Here is a 15,881-nt window from a genome sequence, read left to right as displayed (position 1 = left end):
AGGAGATCGAGTGAGCAGCAGCGGCGAGAGCATCGCCACCCCGCTCCTGCGTGGAGTCCTTGCTGCGCTGGGGGCTCTGCTGACCGCGATCGCCATCGTCGCGGTGACGGCGCTCGCCGCTCAGCTCGTCGCCGAGCGATCCACGGCCACGGCGCTCGACGCGATTCTCATCGCCCTGAACATCCTGGTGCTGGGCTTGGGCGGCGGCATCATGCTGCACACGGGCGCAATCGAGGGCGCCACGAACCTCACCCCGCTCGGCCTCACCCTGCTGCTGATCATGGTGGTGGCGCTCAGCATGCGCCGCGCCATGGTGCTGCTGGATCCCGTGGAGGACGACGGCGGTCTGAGGCCCGCCGCCCTCCGCGACAGCGGCGCAGCCCTAGGGGCTCTGACCGTCACCTTCGCGATCGGCACCGGGCTGCTGGCGGCTCTGGGACGCAGCCCCGACTCCAGCCCCGTGGTGCTGTCTGCGGTGGTCTCCGGCGCACTCATCGCACTCCTGGGTGGCCTGGCCGGCCAGATCTGGGCGGTGCGCGCCCAGGTCCGAGCGGTGGCCTCCGATGCGCGGATACTCGATCTGCTGCCCGAGCCCTACGGTGCGCTCGCGCGCTCGGTATCGATCACGATGCTGAGTCTGCTCGCGCTGGGCATGGCCGCAGCATCGGTCATGGTTCTGGTGGGGATCCGTGCCGAAGCCGCACTGATGGATGATCTGCGACCCGGCATCGTCGGCGGAATCGTGCTGACTCTTCTGCACCTTGCGCTCCTGCCGCTGTTCGCTGTGTGGGCGCTCGCGGTGCTCATCGGCGCTCAGGTCACGCTGGGGACAGGCACCGCATACTCCCTCGGCGGTGCGCAGGGCGGTCTGCTGCCCGCACTCCCGCTTCTCGGTGCGCTGCCGCAGCCAGGTCAGGCGCCGGATGCACTCTGGCTGCTCGTGCTGCTGCCAGCGGCTGCTGTGGCGCTCGGGGCGGTACGCCTTGTCCGTGATGTCGCGCAGCTGCCTCGCAAGCAGCGAATCGCGGCCTGGGTGGCGCATCCGCTGCTCGTGGTGGTTGCCACGGTGCTGCTCGCGGGGCTCGCCACCGGGTCACTGGGCACCGGCCGGCTCGAACGGCTCGGGCCTGACATCGCCTCGCTGATCCTGCCGCTGCTGGGCGAGGCAGTGCTGGCTACCGGCGCGGTGCTGGTCGTTCTGGCCTCACCATTGCCGCAGCGAGCCCGCGCTGCCGCGGCCGACGTACGCCGCCGCATCGAATCAGAGGAAGCGCGACACGGCGCGAGCGCCGCCGAACCGCGCAGTCAGGGCGACACTGAGCCCGACGATTCGGACACAGACGATGCCAGCGCCGCGGAAGCCGACGACGCAGCTGACACGGGTGCCGCCGACGAGGAACCCGCCGCAGTCGCCGACCAGATCACGAACCGAACAGAGAACTGAACCAGGCCACCGACGAATCCTCGGCCACCTGGGCGCATTCGGTGCGTGCCCGCTCCGTGATCGCCACGCGCTGACAGTCCTGCACATCCTTCAGCGGCCCATAGAACACGGCTGAGGCTGCAGCGCCGAGCACGATCATGGCCACCGCCGGCAGACCGAACGCGGCTGTGATCACCGCAGAGCTGCGTCGGCCATCCCGCACCGTCTGCACCACCACGAGCACGAGCAGCAGCGCGGCGATCAGACCGGTCACGCCGGACAGCAGCGAGAGCGGCAGCGGCGACAGCATCAGCATCCCGGACACCAGGAGCATCACCGTCAGCGCCGCGAGAGTGCGCCGTGATCTGTACTGGCGTGTGTTCTCGGGGCCGTTGGGACGGGGGCTGGTGTCCTGCGTGTTCTGCTCGTCGCTCACCCCACCATTGTGCCCGGTCCCCGCTGGGGATCGACTGCGCACGCTGCACCGCAGCGGGGAGCCGACGCAACGCCCGCTCGGACTCGCCGGGCCGACACGCGTGAAGAGGCGCCCGCTGCCCTGGACTAGCCTGGCCACGTGCACTCCACCACCCCCGCTCGTGTCGTTGTCCTCCTGTCCGGAGGCGGCTCTACCCTCGCGGCCCTGCTGCGCGCCCACGCCGAGCCTGACTCGCCGTTCCAGATCGTCGCCGCTATCGCCGACGTCGACGCCCCCGGACTGGACCATGCGCGCCGCGCTGGTGTGCCCACGGCCGTTGTCCGCCTGAGGGACCATCCCGACCGCGCTGCCTGGGATGCACAGCTCGCGAGCACCGTCGGTGGATTCGACCCGGCGCTGGTTGTGCTCGCCGGGTTCATGCGCCTGGTGGGGCCCGCGATGCTCGAGGCTTTCGGTGGCCGCATGATCAACACGCACCCCGCCCTGCTGCCCTCATTCCCGGGTGCTCACGGTGTGCGCGACGCCCTCGCCCATGGTGTGAAAGTCACCGGCGCGAGCGTCATCGAGGTCGATGCCGGAGTCGACACCGGCCGGATCCTTGCTCAACGCGCCGTCGAGGTGCTCGATGACGACACCGAAGCGAGCCTGCACGAGCGCATCAAGCAGATCGAACAGCCCATGCTCGTGGACGTTGTGCGTCACCTGACTTCCCCCACCCCGCCCGCCGAAGGAGACCCGTTATGACCAGTGCAGATACCGGATCGGACCGTCGCCCGTTCCGCCGCGCCCTGCTGTCCGTCTACGACAAGACCGGCATCGTTGACCTCGCCCGCGCACTCCACGAGAACGGGTGCGAGATCGTCTCCACCGGCTCCACCGCATCGACCATCGCGCAGGCCGGCATCCCGGTCACACCCGTCGATGCCGTCACCGAGTTCCCGGAGATGCTTGACGGGCGCGTGAAGACCCTCCACCCCCATATCCACGGCGGCATCCTCGCTGACCAGCGACTGGAATCTCACCGCGCGCAGCTTGCCGAGCACGGCATCGCCGCAGTCGATCTCGTCGTCGTGAACCTCTACCCCTTCGAGGAGACCGTTGCCGCCGGTGGCAGCGTTCAGGACATCATCGAGAAGATCGATATCGGCGGCCCCGCCATGGTGCGCTCGGCCGCGAAGAACCACGCGTCCTGCGGCGTGGTGGTCGAGGCCTCGCACTACGCCTATGCCGCACAGGCCGCGGCGCGCGGTGGCTTCACTATCGCGGAGCGTCGTGCCTTCGCCTCCCTCGCGTTCACGCGCATTGCCGCCTACGACCTCGCCATCGACGAGTGGTTCTGCGAGCAGGCCGAGCAGGACGTCGAAGACCTCGGCCTGACCCCGATGGACGTGCCGAGCGAGCAGGCCGCCGCTGAGCTGGATGACGAGGACCGTCTGCTGGAGCTGTTCGAGTCTGACCGCCTTGCCTTCGAACGTGAGATGACCGACCGGACGTTCGCTATGGATGATGAGCAGGCGCAGTCGCTGGGCATCTCCTTCCTGCGATACGGCGAGAACTCTCATCAGCGCGCCTACCTCCAGGGGCAGCCGACGAACGACGGCTCCCTGGCTGCCGCTGACCTGCTGGGCGGCAAACCCATGAGCTACAACAACTACGTCGATGCTGACGCCGCGCTGCGCGCCGCCTACGACCACACCGCGCCGTGCGTGGCCGTCATCAAACACAACAACCCCTGCGGTATCGCGATCGCCGCCGACGGTGAGGACCTGGCCATCGCTCACGCCAAGGCGCACGGCACCGATCCGCTGTCCGCCTACGGCGGCGTGATCGCCGCGAACCGCCCCGTCACGCTTGCCATGGCCCAGCAGGTCAAGCCGATCTTCACCGAAGTTATCGTCGCCCCCGGCTACGACGAGGATGCCCTGGAGCTGCTGCGCACCAAGAAGAACCTGCGCATTCTCCAGATCAGCGGCACACCGCGGGACCTGGACGCCGTCGAGAGCCGCGAGATCTGGGGTGGGAGCCTCGTGCAGGAACGAGACCGGATCGACGCCGACGGCGATGCCGTGACCGGCTGGAGACTCGCCGCCGGCGACGCAGCGGACGACGCCACGCTGCGTGACCTCGAGTTCGCCTGGCGATGCGTGCGAGCCGTGAAGTCCAACGCGATCCTGCTTGCCGCCGACGGCGCCGCCGTGGGCATCGGCATGGGGCAGGTGAACCGCCTGGACTCCTGCCGCTTGGCCGTTAGCCGTGCCAACACCCTCGGCGAGCACGCAGAAGGAGAGGTGGCGCCGGAGCGAGCCCGCGGCGCGGTCGCGGCCTCCGACGCCTTCTTCCCCTTCGCCGACGGCGTCCAGATCCTCCTGGACGCGGGCGTGCGCGCGATCGTGCAGCCCGGTGGATCCATCCGCGACGACGAGGTGATCGCCGCGTGCGAGCAGGCGGGCGTGACGCTGTACCTCACCGGAACGCGCCATTTCGCGCATTGAGTCGCGACGCGGACCCGCTCTGTGCACCCACGGCGCGTAGGCTTGGCCTCATCATGAGTCTGGCCTGAAGGAGAGTGCGTCCGTGAAGATCCCCGACAACCAGTCGCTGCGGGAATACATCGAGCACCTGCGTGAAGAGGGCTACACAGTCCAGGACGGTCACACACCGGACCCGGACCTCATCGACCCGCAGGGCAACCCGGTCTACACCTGGCAGCAGGGCTACCCGTACGAGACGCGGATGGACCGCGAGGTGTACGAGATCGAGAAGTACAAGCTGCAGGTCGAGCTGCTGAAGTTCCAGTACTGGCTCGAGGACAACGAGCAGAAGGCGATCATCATCTTCGAGGGTCGCGACGCCGCCGGGAAGGGCGGCACCATCAAACGCTTCACGGAACACCTGAACCCCCGCACCGCCCGGGTGGTTGCGCTGAACAAACCCAGCGACCGTGAACGCGGCCAGTGGTACTTCCAGCGCTACGTCCAGCACTTGCCGACCGCCGGCGAGATGGTGCTGTTCGACCGCTCATGGTACAACCGTGCCGGGGTTGAGCGCGTGATGGGTTTCGCCACTCCCGAGCAGTACGAGACGTTCATGGCTCAGGTGCCGCACTTCGAGCGGATGCTGGTGGACTCCGGCATCCACGTCACGAAGTTCTGGTTCTCCGTGTCTCAGAAGGAGCAGCGCACCCGTTTCGCGATCCGTCAGCTGGATCCTGTGCGCCGCTGGAAGCTCTCACCGATGGACCTGGAGTCCCTGGACCGGTGGGATGCGTACACCGAGGCGAAAGAGGAGATGTTCCGCCGCACGGACAAGAAGTTCGCGCCGTGGACCATCATCCGCTCCAACGATAAGAAGCGCGCTCGTATCAACGCGATGCGCTTCTTCCTCTCTCAGTTCGAGTACGAGGGAAAGAACCCCGAGGTCGTGGGCACTCCAGACCCGAAGCTCGTGATGCGTGGCAAACAGGAGGAAGCCGACGAGTGAGTCGTCGGCCCCCACGGCACGCGCATGCCGTGGGGGCCGGTGGTACTCAGTGCGGCGAGCGTTCGCCGCATCGGCGCGACCGGAACGGCCGCGCCCAGGTCACTGCCCGGTCTCGCCGCCGCCGTCGCTTGCCGAAGCGCCGTCCTGCCCCTGCTGATCGCCCTCGGGCTCAGCGGGCATCAGCCGGTTCAGATCCATCTCTGAGCAGGTCACCAGCGTGTACTCGCCGGAGGTGAACCACTCCAGCAGCTGCGGCACTGTGTCCACCGATGCCTGATGGATCTCGTGCATGAGCACGACGCTGCCGCGGCTGCAGGTCGAGGTGATCGTGTCGAGGTTCTTCTGCACGTCGCGCAGCTTCCAGTCCAGCGAGTCGACACTCCACAGCTGCACGCCCTCCTGGCGATCGCTGGCTGCCTGCTCGACGCGCTTGTTGACGGCACCGTACGGTGGGCGCATCAGCAGGGGAGCCCTGCCGGTGAGCTCGGTGAGAATCTCGGCGGTGCGGTCGAACTGGCTGGCGAGCTTCTGGTCGGAGACCCGTGTGAGATCCGGATGGGACCAGCTGTGTCCACCGATCTCGTGGCCTGCTGTGGCGGTCTTCCGCACCGTGTCCGGATCAGCCTCGGCGCTCTGCCCGATCATGAAGAACGTCGCGGCGGCGCCATGTTTTGCCAGATGCTCGCGCAGCACCGTATTGAGGTCCCCGGCCGGGCCATCATCGAAGGTCAGCGCCACCGTGCGCAGCGCGCGGGCATCCGGAGCCGCCACCGCCGACGGCGGCTTCCCCTCCTCGGCAAGCGGCGCAAGCTGCGTGCGCGGGCCAGGCCCCTCGCTCTGGCGCGGTGCAGCCGACGAATCGCCATCCACCTCCAGCTGTGAGCGGGCAGAGCGCTTCACCGGTCGATGCGCCGCCGACGCAGCCTCGAGATCAACCGCCGCCGGGGACGCCACCGCATCCACCGCCCGCTGACCGATCGCGGACCACAGCTCGGTCATCTGCTCTGCAGGAATCTCGACGAGCAGCTCGCCCGGAGCATCAGCCAGGGGAGCTGAGGAGAAGAGCACCTGAGCGCTGCCCTCGGCGGTCGGAATGATGGCCGGGCCGTTGCCCCAGGGACGCGGCTGCTCGGCCATCTGCTCCACAGTTTTGTCAGCATCGGCGCCCTCGACCTCACCGAGCGCAGTGCGCACCTGCTCGGTGAAGTCGGACCACGCGGAAGCACCGATCAGAGCGGGTGAGGTCACCACGCAGTCCTCGTCGCACAGGTGCCAGAGGGTGGCCGCCCAGGTGCCTTCACCGTCGGTCACATCGAGCACCGAGCCCACGAGCTCGGGGCCTGCCGCAAAGACCCGCGAGGCGATCTGCGGCGGCTCCTCCTCACGCAGGCTGCTCTCGCGCAGGATCTTCGTCACCGCGACATCCAGCGCGGTGGACAGCGCGGTGAGCGCGGCGGAGTGCTGCAGTGTGATCTGCGCTCCGGTGGCGCCGCTCAGATCGAGCGCGGTGAGGTCACCGACCAGATCATCGTGCGTCGGCAACGCGGCGACGGCCTCACGAGCGAGCTGCGCGGGCGTCTTCGGCTCCGGCGCTTGCGAGGCGTCGCCACCCTGATCCGATCCAGCGGAGGGATCCGCGGACGTCCCACCGTCGGTGCAGGCAGTGAGCATCCCGCCGCCGATGACGGCGCCGACCGCACCCAGGTGGAGCATGCCGCGGCGTGAGACATCGCCGTCCGCGTGCTCGGGACTCTGCTGCTCGACGCTGATGCCCCCGTCGATCTGATTCTTCCGATGCCCGTGTGCGAGTCGATGCTGCCGCATGCCGGAACGCGCTCCTCTCCAACAGCACGGCATCCGCCGTGCCCCGAGGGCCACGATAGAACGATTCTCTGCACGACACCCGGAAGCGACCGTCAGTGTTGTGCGCACGGTGAGACACGACGCGTCGCACCGCCGCCGAGGGCGATCAGCGTGAGGAGAGGAGCGCAGCCAGGCGTGACTCTCAGTAGTCGGTGTCGTCCACCGAACGCAGCGCAGGCTCTACCGTCCGTGTCTCCTCGCCCTCAGGCAGCACCGGGATGGTGCCCGTCGCCGTCGGCCGCACCGGACGCGTCAGGGCGGCGGGGGAGAGTAGCCCCTCAAGCCGTGCCTCATCCAGCAGACCCCGCTCGAGCACCAGCTCCTTGACAGGGCGGCCCGTGCGCAATGCCTCCTGCGCGATCTCCGTGGACGGCCCATACCCGATCACCGGAACCAGCGCGGTGATCACGCCGATCGAGCGATGCACATAGTCATCCAGCATCTCGGTGTTCGCCGTGATCCCCGTGATGCAGCGCTCGGACAGCGTGGTCATCGCCCGCGTCATGATCCGCGTGGACTCCAGGATGTTGAAGCAGATCACCGGCTCGAAAGCATTCAGCTGCAGCTGACCGCCTTCCGCGGCGAAGGTCACGGTCAGATCATTACCGATCACCTCGAACGCCACCTGGTTCACAACCTCCGGGATCACCGGGTTCACCTTCCCCGGCATCACCGAGCTGCCCGGCTGCACCGCAGGCAGCGTGATCTCCGCGAATCCCGTGCGCGGCCCCGACGACAGCAACCGCAGGTCGTTGCACACCTTCGAGATCTTCACCGCGATCCGCTTGAGCACACCGGAGAACGTGACGAAAGCACCCGTATCGCTGGTCGCCTCCACCAGATCTGCGGAGACACGGAACGGGATCGATGTCAGCTCAGCCAACTCGTGCACCGCGAGCTTCGCGTACCGCGGGTCCGAGGTGATGCCCGTGCCGATCGCCGTCGCCCCCAGGTTCACCTCGCGGAACAGCCGCGCCGTCCGGGTGAGACGCTCGACGTCCTCCGCGATCGTCGTGGCCCAGCCGTGGAACTCCTGGCCCAGCGTCATCGGGACCGCATCCTGCATCTGGGTGCGGCCCACCTTCAGCACATCCGCGAACTCCGCCCCCTTGGCGCGCAGCTCCGCGATCAGCGTGTCCATCGCCCCCGTGAGATCGGGGAAGGACAGCAGCATCGCCAGCCGCACCGCCGTCGGATAGACATCGTTCGTGGACTGGCCCAGGTTCACGTGATTGTTCGGATGCAGATGCGTGTACTCACCGCGGCTGTGCCCCAGGATCTCCAGCGCCCGGTTCGCGATCACCTCATTGGCGTTCATGTTGGTGCTCGTACCGGCACCGCCCTGGATCATGTCCACCACGAAATGCTCGTGCAGGGCGCCGTCAACGATCTCCGCGCACGCCTGCTCGATCGCCTGCGCCCGCTCCGCATCCAGCGTGCCGAGCTGCCGGTTCGCCCGCGCCGCAGCCCGCTTCACCTGGGCGAGCGCCACGATCAGTTTCGGAAAGTGGCTCACCGGCACGCCGGTGATGTGAAAATTCTCAGTCGCCCGCAGCGTCTGGATCCCGTAATAGGCCTCCGCGGGAACCTCCCGCTGTCCCAACAGGTCCTTCTCAACGCGAAAAGCTCGGTCTGTGGCGGCGGTCATAGGGGGAATCCTCCTGGAACGGGTGCGGCGACTCTGCCGCCACCCAGGGTAGCGCCGACGGCATGCGCCGGGGGACCGTACGATGGCGAACGTGGTTGCCCCGTCCCCTCGATCCCTGCGCGGTGCCCTCCGGCGCCAGCGGGTGCTCACGGTCGCGCTCGTGGCGCTCGGCGTGATCGTGGTGGTGGGCGCAATGGGGCATGTACCGCTGGCCGGTGTGATGCTGGCCTTCCTGCTGACGCTGCTCGCGCTGGCCAGGATCATGCTGCCGGTGCAGGCCGTCGGAGCATTGGCGGTCCGCTCACGAGCCGTGGATGCCAGCGTCCTGCTCGCGCTCGCCGTGGGGCTGGCACTCCTGGCCGGAACGCCGAACCTCTGACCTGCCCGGCGGGCGTGGTCGCCGACCCCGGGCGTGTGACACGATCTGCTCCGTGCCCACCGACATCGCGCGACTGCATGACGTGTTCGACCTCGCCATGAGGATCGGCGAAGGCATGCTCACCAACGGCGCCGCCGCTTCCGAGGTCACGGCCACGATGCTGCGGGTCACCAGCTCATCCGGCCTGCGCAATGTGTCCGTGCAGGTCACCTTCGACGAGGTCGCCATCTCCTATCTGGCCGACGAGACCTCCTCACCGTTCACGAGGATCCGTGCGGCCAGCGATCGTGTGCAGGACTTCGCCCGCCTGGACGCCTTCGAGAAGGTCACGATCGGCTACGTCGAGGGCGAGCTCGACCTTGCTGAGGCGCGCCGTCGCGTCGAACAGATCCCACAGTCCAAGCCGCTGTACAGCCTGCCGATGGTCTGTGCGGGGTACGCGGTCGTGGGCGGTGGTGCAGCGCTCGGCCTGGGCGCCGGAACCCTCGTGATGATCGCCGCGGCGATCGTGAGCGGCCTGCTGCTGTGCATCGCCGACCTGTTCGGCAAGCGCCAGATCCCGCTGTTCTACACCCAGGCAACCGCCGGTTTCGTGGCGGTGCTGAGCGCCATAGTGGTGGGGCGGATCGACCCGACCGTGAACTCGTCCATCGTGGTGGTGGCTTGCATCATCGTGATGCTCGCGGGCCTGACCTCGATCGGCGCGATGCAGGACGCGATCACCGGGTGGTACATCACAGCGGCGGGACGGGTGCTGGAGACGATCATGCTCACGGTCGGTCTCGTGGTGGGCGTGCGCGGTGGCCTGTTGTTGGCCGACGCCGTCGGTGTGGACATCGCCGTCTCCGCCGCCATGCCTGTCTCACTCGTCTCCGTGGTGGTGCTGGGTGTCTCCGGTGGCGCGATCGGCATCGGCTACGCCATCGGCGCCCAGTCGCCGGCACGCCATCTCGTGTGGATGGCAGCGATCGCGCTGCTGTCCTCGGTGCTGAGTCATCTGCTGAGCGGTCTGCTGATTGAGCGCGTCTGGGCTGTGGGCATCACCGCGTTCATCATCGGCGCTGTGTCGGTGCTGCTGGCCGATCGGTTCCGTGCACCCGCGCTCATGTTCGTGATGGGCGGCGTGATCCCGCTGGTTCCGGGGTCCCGCATCTACCGGGGTCTGCTGGCGCTCGGGGATGACGTGGTCAGCGGCGGTTTCGAACTGTTCTCTGCCGCGGAGATCGCAGTTGCTATCGCGGCTGGCGCTGTGCTGGGCCAGCTGCTCATCTCCCGCGTCATCCGCCGCACCCGCCGCACCGGCATCATCTACACCCCGGTGATCACCACACCGTTCACCACGCCGCGCCGCCGTCGCGCCACGATCTCCCGGCAGCGCCGACGACGCGGGATCGGTGTGATCGAGCCGTCCACGATGACCGCTGAGATGGCGGCGCTCACCCCGGAGATGTTGGAAGAGCTCGAACGATTCGACAGCGTTCCCAGTGCTCGCACCGATCCGCCGCAGGAGACACCGTGACCGCTCAGACGACGACCGCCAGTCAGCGTTCCGCCACAGATCTCAATGCCAGCAGCGACCTCGCGTCCGACACGCCGCTGCTGCTGGCCACCGGCTGCTACTCGCGCACCGGGACGGGCCGCGGCGTTGGGGTGGAGATACTCGCCCTGACCGGCACGTCGTGTGAACGCCGCGGCAGCTTCGAAGCGGCCGACCCCAGCTTCGTGCTGTGGAGCCACGACGCTCGTGTGCTCCTCGCGGTGACCGAGACCTCTCCGTCGCATCTGCTCGCCATTGCGGTCGATCCGAGCGGCGGTGAGCTCCAGCTCATCGGTGATCTGGACCTGGTCGGCTCCGGTGCGTGTCACCTCGAGCACGGCCTCACACCGGGCACCGTGCTGGTGGCGCATTACGGCTCCGGTGCCGTGGAAACCGTCCGGCTCGGCGCCGACGGGGCGCCGGTGGAGACGATCGACCACCGTCCGCAGGTGTCGTCGGCGTCCGCGAGCGACGTGGCCGAGGCGGGAGACGCCGATGCCGATGCGGACGCTGCGACGCGGCAGGCACACCCGCATCAGATCGTGCACGTACGCCGACCGGATGGAACCCGCCTGCTGGCCGTCCCGGACCTCGGGCTCGACCGCATTGATCTGTTCCGGCAGGACCCTCGCGGTGTTCCCATCCCTGCGGGCCGCCTGAACCTCCCCGTCGGCTCCGGGCCGCGACACCTGGTGCAGGTGCCTGGCAGCGGCGAGCTGCTCGTGGCCTGCGAACTGAACGGCACTATCGCGCTGTTCCACCCGACCGATGCGGAACCCGGCTGGGAACTGACCGAGCAGGTCCCCGGGGGTGCACCGGCCGACGGGCAGGACGCGCCATCCCATATCGCGCTCGGCCCCGAGCCCGGCACCATGCTCATGGCCAGGCGCGGCCCCGACACCCTCGTGCGCTGCCCGTACGAACCGCTGACACAGCACGGATCGCGGATCCGCGTGCTCGAGGAGGCGGCAGTGGGCGCGCACCCTCGGCACTTCACGGTGTGTGGAGATCTGGTGCTCGTCGCGGCGCAGGAAGCCGACGTGATCACCGTTCTGCGCTGTGATACCGACGGTCTGGGTACAGCGGGCGCACCGTTCTCCTCAGCTTCCGTCACCTGCATCGCCCCGCGTCCTGCCCGGGATGCCGGGGGCCGTGGATAGAATCAAGGACCGCACAGCACCGTGCTCGCCCCACCCGGGCACCGGGGCAGGTGAGCGCGTCCCCTCACGGAAGGACCCTCATGAGCTCCACCGCCGCCGGGCAGCCCACCGATTCTGACCAGGTCGCCCTGTCACAGGCCCCTGAGCGGGAGGCCGCAGCCCAGCGTGCACGCGACCTGTTCGTTGACGCGTACGGCTATGAGCCCGACGGTGTCTGGTCCGCGCCGGGTCGCGTGAACATCATTGGTGAGCATGTCGATTATCAGGACGGCCTGTGCCTGCCGATGGCTATTTCGCACCGCTGTTTCGTGGCTGCGGCCCGCACCCCTATGAATCTGCTGCGGCTGCGTTCCGCGCAGAGCGAGCAGGTGCTCGAGATCGACTCCCATGACCTGTCACCAGAGAACGTGACGGGCTGGCCCGCGTACGTCGCTGGTGTCTTGTGGGCGCTGCGCCCGTTCATCTCCGGCTCCACCACGCAGGGCATGGACCTGCTGATCGACGGACAGGTGCCGCTCGGCTCGGGACTGTCCAGCTCGGCGGCACTCGAATGCGCCGCCGCTGAGGCCATGGAGTCGCTGCTGTCGCTGGGCACCACGCCGCTTGAACGCGTCAAAGCTGCCATCAGCGCGGAGACCGATTTCGCCGGCGCCTCGACCGGTGGGCTGGACCAGTCCGCGTCCGTGCTCTCACGCGAGGGCCATGCCCTGTTCCTGGACTGCCGCGACTTCTCCACCCGTCCGGTGCCGTGGGATCTCGCCTCTCAGGACCTCGCCCTGCTCATCACCGACACCCGCGCCGAGCACTCCCATGTGGACGGCGAGTACGCCGCGCGCCGTGCCGACAGCGAGACCGCCGCTCGCACTCTGGACGTGCCGACCCTGCGCGACCTCGCCGACCTCGGAGAGGAGCAGGCCCTCGCCCGGCTCGACGGGATCGAGGACGAGGTCGTGCGCCGCCGAGCCCACCACATCATCACCGAGATCCATCGAGTGCGGCGATTCGACGACCTGCTGGCCGCAGGCACGGTGCGTGAGCACGTGGACGAGCTCGGGGCCCTGCTGAACGCCTCCCATGACTCGCTGCGCGACGACTACGAGGTGACCGTTGCGCCGCTTGACGTCGCCGTGGACACGGCCCGTGCTGCCGGTGCGTACGGTGCGCGGATGACCGGCGGCGGCTTCGGTGGCTCCACCATCGCGCTGATCGAGGCGGATGCCGCGCAGCAGGTGGCGCAGGCGATCGCGTCGGCCTTCGCCGAGCACGGATTCACCGCTGCGCAGTTCTTCCTTGCTCTTCCGGAGGAGGGAGCAGGGCAGGACCGCTGAGCCAGTCCTCCACCCCTGCCAGGAGGCGGGCGGTGACGTCCTCGGGAGCGCGGGAGAGGCGGATCGAGCTTGCTGCGAGCGCGGCGAGCTCGGTATCGCTGAAACCCATGATGCGCGCCGTCTCATACTGCTCCAGCAGGCGCGAGCCGAACAGCAGCGGGTCATCTGCGCCGAGTGCGACCGCGGCCCCGGCATCAGTGAGGGCGCGCAGCGGCACATCGGTGGCCTCTGCGTAGACGCCCAGCGACGCGTTCGACGCCGGGCACACTTCCAGACCGATGCCCGAGTCAACGATCTGCTCCAGCAATCGGGGATCCTCTACGCAGCGCACCCCGTGCCCCAGCCGGTCCGGATGCAGCGACGTCACCACGTTGTGCACATGGTCCGGGCCCAGCAGTTCACCACCGTGCGGCACGGACGCGAGTCCGGCGTTCTGCGCGATGCGGAACGCGGGCGCGAAGGCGGTCGTGTCACCGCGGCGCTCGTCATTGGACAGGCCAAAGCCGATCACTCGCCCGGCATGCCGTGCGGCAAGCCGCGCCAGCGTGCGTGCATCCAGCGGGTGACGTGTGCGCGAGGCAGCGACGATGATGCCCACGCTCACCCCAGTGGCACGCTCGGACGCCTCCGCCTCATCCAGCACGATCTCGAGGGCAGGCGTGAGGCCACCCACGTGCGGGGCATAGCTGGTGGGGTCCACCTGCAGCTCGAGCCGCCCCGAGCCTTCCGCGGCGTCATCCTCCGCTGCCTCACGGATGATGCGCCGCATCGCCGCTTCACTGTCCACCACGGCGCGTGCTGCGTCGTACAGCCTCTGGAAGCGGAACCAGCCGCGCTGCGTGGGCTCCACCTGCAGGCCGACGCCATCGGTGAGGCCCCGCGGCAACCGGATTCTGCGCTGCTGGGCCATCTCCAGCAGTGTGCGGGGCCGCATCGACCCAGTGAAGTGCAGGTGCAGATGCGCTTTGGGGAGGGCACGCAGATCACGGCGCCCCTCGGGCGGGGGGTTGGTCATTCGGACAGCAGCGCGATCACGCGGTCGATGCCCTCTGCGAGCTCCGCATCACCCAGTGCGTAGGAGAACCGCAGATGGCCGGGAGCGCCGAACGCTTCACCCGGAACTGCGGCGACCTCAGCCTCTTCGAGGATCACCGTGGCCAGATCCGTCGAAGTCTCGACGCGGCGCGAGCGGATCTCTCGCCCGAGTGCACCGCGCACATCCGGGAACGCGTAGAACGCACCCGTCGGCGTGGGAACCTCGAAGCCGGGCACAGCCGAGAGCTTCTCCACGATGGTGCGGCGGCGCCGATCGAACGCCTCACGCATCTGCTCGATCGGCTCAATGGGGCCGGTGAGCGCTGCGATCGCGGCGCGCTGCGCCACGTTGCACACATTCGACGTCAGGTGGGACTGGAGGTTGGTGGCGGCCTTGACCACGTCGGCCGGGCCGATCATCCACCCCACGCGCCAGCCGGTCATCGCGAAGGTCTTCGCGACGCCACCGAGCAGCACCGTGGTCTGCGCGAGCTCCGGAACAGCCTGCAGCACAGAGGTGAAGTCAGTGCCGTCGTAGACCAGGTGCTGGTAGATCTCATCACTGATCACCCACAGCCCGTGCTCAAGCGCCCAGCGGCCCACCTGCTCGATCAGGCCGGTGCTCATGACGGCGCCGGTCGGGTTCGACGGGGAGCACAGCACGATTGCGCGGGTGCGCTCGGTGCGGGCCGCCTCAAGCTGAGCGACGGTGGGCAGATAGCCCTGATCCGCACCGGCTAGGACCTCCACCTCACGGGCGCCCGCCAGGCGGATCGCCTCCGGGTAGCTGGTCCAGTACGGCGCCGGCAGGATGACCTCATCACCGGGATCCAACAGTGTGGCGAAGGCCTGGTACACAGCCTGCTTGCCGCCGTTGGTGACGAGCACCTGGGCCGCATCCAGGACGATCTGATCGGTGCGGCCCACGTGGTCAGCGATCGCTTCACGCAGCGCGGGCAGGCCCGCGGCGGGGGAGTAGCGGTGCATCGCCGGATCCTGCGCGGCCTCGATGGCGGCCTGAACGATGTGTGGCGGGGTGGGGAAGTCGGGCTCGCCCGCTCCGAAACCGATCACGGGGCGCCCCTGCGCCTTCAGCGCCTTCGCTGTGGCATCCACCGCCAGGGTGGCGGAGGGCGAAATCGCCCCGATCCGCTGGGAGATCCGCTCACGGGGCGCATCAGGCGTCGCCGAGCGGTGCCGGGTATGGTCCTCGGGTGTGCCGCGAAGGCCATCGGCGGGGGTGGAGTCGGCAGGGCGGGTGGGGCGTGCGTCATCGGTGCTCACCTGCTCATCGTCGCAGACGCGCCGCCCAGTCGCCAGAGGCATGATGTTCCGGTTCGGCGCCGGCAACCGCAGTCATGGCGTGCGCCCTGTTGTGAGAGGTCTGACGTGCTGCCGGTCGTGCGGACACGGTGTGAGGGACGACGGGCCGTCGGCGTCGGATCCTGTGGGGCAGTGGGTGAGCATGGTGCGCGCTGTGATCTCGGGCGGATACAGCGCGGGCAGATTCGCTCCCGTGGGGTGCGGCTTGTATGCTGATCGTCGGCCCGAAACCGAGCCATCCCTCCGGCCCCCGGCGGGACAGCCTCGGA

13 protein-coding genes are annotated in these 15,881 nt (G+C 68.5%); 8 read left to right on the top strand and 5 right to left on the bottom strand.

The window, feature by feature from the left end; all coding sequences use genetic code 11:
• Window positions 1–10 precede the first annotated feature (10 nt).
• Window positions 11–1,444, top strand: coding sequence for a cell division protein PerM (locus C8271_RS11585; protein WP_106507420.1), 1,434 nt, complete (start codon window positions 11–13; stop codon window positions 1,442–1,444).
• Here C8271_RS11585 and C8271_RS11580 read toward each other — a convergent pair.
• Window positions 1,422–1,859, bottom strand: coding sequence for a hypothetical protein (locus C8271_RS11580; protein ID WP_106507419.1), 438 nt, complete (start codon window positions 1,857–1,859; stop codon window positions 1,422–1,424). The two genes, C8271_RS11585 and C8271_RS11580, sit on opposite strands and share 23 nt — an antisense overlap.
• Before the next feature lie 138 nt (window positions 1,860–1,997).
• On the opposite strand from C8271_RS11580, the gene purN reads away from it, so the two are divergent.
• The 3 genes from purN (at window position 1,998) to ppk2 (ending at window position 5,339) form a co-directional block, all read left to right on the top strand.
• Window positions 1,998–2,603, top strand: a complete 606-nt coding sequence (gene purN / locus C8271_RS11575) for a phosphoribosylglycinamide formyltransferase (RefSeq protein WP_106507418.1) — start codon at window positions 1,998–2,000, stop codon at window positions 2,601–2,603.
• Window positions 2,600–4,351: a bifunctional phosphoribosylaminoimidazolecarboxamide formyltransferase/IMP cyclohydrolase gene (purH, locus tag C8271_RS11570; RefSeq protein ID WP_106507417.1), complete on the top strand. Its 1,752-nt coding sequence runs from the start codon at window positions 2,600–2,602 to the stop codon at window positions 4,349–4,351. The genes purN and purH overlap by 4 nt, the downstream gene beginning before the upstream one ends.
• A gap of 82 nt (window positions 4,352–4,433) precedes the next feature.
• Complete coding sequence (gene ppk2, locus C8271_RS11565; RefSeq protein WP_106507416.1) at window positions 4,434–5,339, top strand: polyphosphate kinase 2; 906 nt, start codon at window positions 4,434–4,436, stop codon at window positions 5,337–5,339.
• 99 nt (window positions 5,340–5,438) lie between these two features.
• Here the strand turns inward: ppk2 and C8271_RS11560 are convergent, their stop codons facing one another.
• Window positions 5,439–7,163, bottom strand: a complete 1,725-nt coding sequence (locus tag C8271_RS11560; RefSeq protein WP_170957878.1) for a polysaccharide deacetylase family protein — start codon at window positions 7,161–7,163, stop codon at window positions 5,439–5,441.
• A gap of 181 nt (window positions 7,164–7,344) precedes the next feature.
• On the bottom strand, window positions 7,345–8,850 hold the full coding sequence (locus tag C8271_RS11555) for an aspartate ammonia-lyase (RefSeq protein WP_106507414.1): 1,506 nt from the start codon (window positions 8,848–8,850) through the stop codon (window positions 7,345–7,347).
• A gap of 82 nt (window positions 8,851–8,932) precedes the next feature.
• Between C8271_RS11555 and C8271_RS11550 the strand changes: the two genes are divergently transcribed.
• The 4 genes from C8271_RS11550 (at window position 8,933) to galK (ending at window position 13,254) form a co-directional block, all read left to right on the top strand.
• Entirely contained in the window at window positions 8,933–9,229 is a 297-nt protein-coding gene (locus C8271_RS11550) for a DUF3017 domain-containing protein (protein WP_106507413.1), read from the top strand.
• Between the two features lie 52 nt (window positions 9,230–9,281).
• Window positions 9,282–10,748, top strand: coding sequence for a threonine/serine exporter family protein (locus tag C8271_RS11545; protein ID WP_106507412.1), 1,467 nt, complete (start codon window positions 9,282–9,284; stop codon window positions 10,746–10,748).
• Window positions 10,745–11,926 (top strand): lactonase family protein, encoded by a 1,182-nt coding sequence (locus C8271_RS11540; protein ID WP_170957877.1) that lies wholly within the window; start codon window positions 10,745–10,747, stop codon window positions 11,924–11,926. Before C8271_RS11545 ends, C8271_RS11540 begins: the two co-directional genes overlap by 4 nt.
• A gap of 80 nt (window positions 11,927–12,006) precedes the next feature.
• Window positions 12,007–13,254, top strand: a complete 1,248-nt coding sequence (gene galK / locus C8271_RS11535; RefSeq protein WP_106507410.1) for a galactokinase — start codon at window positions 12,007–12,009, stop codon at window positions 13,252–13,254.
• Here galK and C8271_RS11530 read toward each other — a convergent pair.
• Both C8271_RS11530 and C8271_RS11525 read right to left on the bottom strand, forming a co-directional pair.
• Window positions 13,196–14,269, bottom strand: a complete 1,074-nt coding sequence (locus C8271_RS11530) for an adenosine deaminase (RefSeq protein ID WP_106507409.1) — start codon at window positions 14,267–14,269, stop codon at window positions 13,196–13,198. The two genes, galK and C8271_RS11530, sit on opposite strands and share 59 nt — an antisense overlap.
• The gene (locus tag C8271_RS11525) at window positions 14,266–15,450 is read right to left on the bottom strand and encodes a pyridoxal phosphate-dependent aminotransferase (RefSeq protein ID WP_245921195.1); all 1,185 of its coding nucleotides are present in this window, start codon (window positions 15,448–15,450) and stop codon (window positions 14,266–14,268) included. The genes C8271_RS11530 and C8271_RS11525 overlap by 4 nt, the downstream gene beginning before the upstream one ends.
• Window positions 15,451–15,881: the final 431 nt, after the last annotated feature.

It is taken from the genome of Brachybacterium timonense (genome assembly GCF_900258505.1).
Classification (GTDB): Bacteria; Actinomycetota; Actinomycetes; order Actinomycetales; family Dermabacteraceae; genus Brachybacterium; species Brachybacterium timonense.
This window is presented reverse-complemented; position numbering and strand designations above follow the sequence as displayed.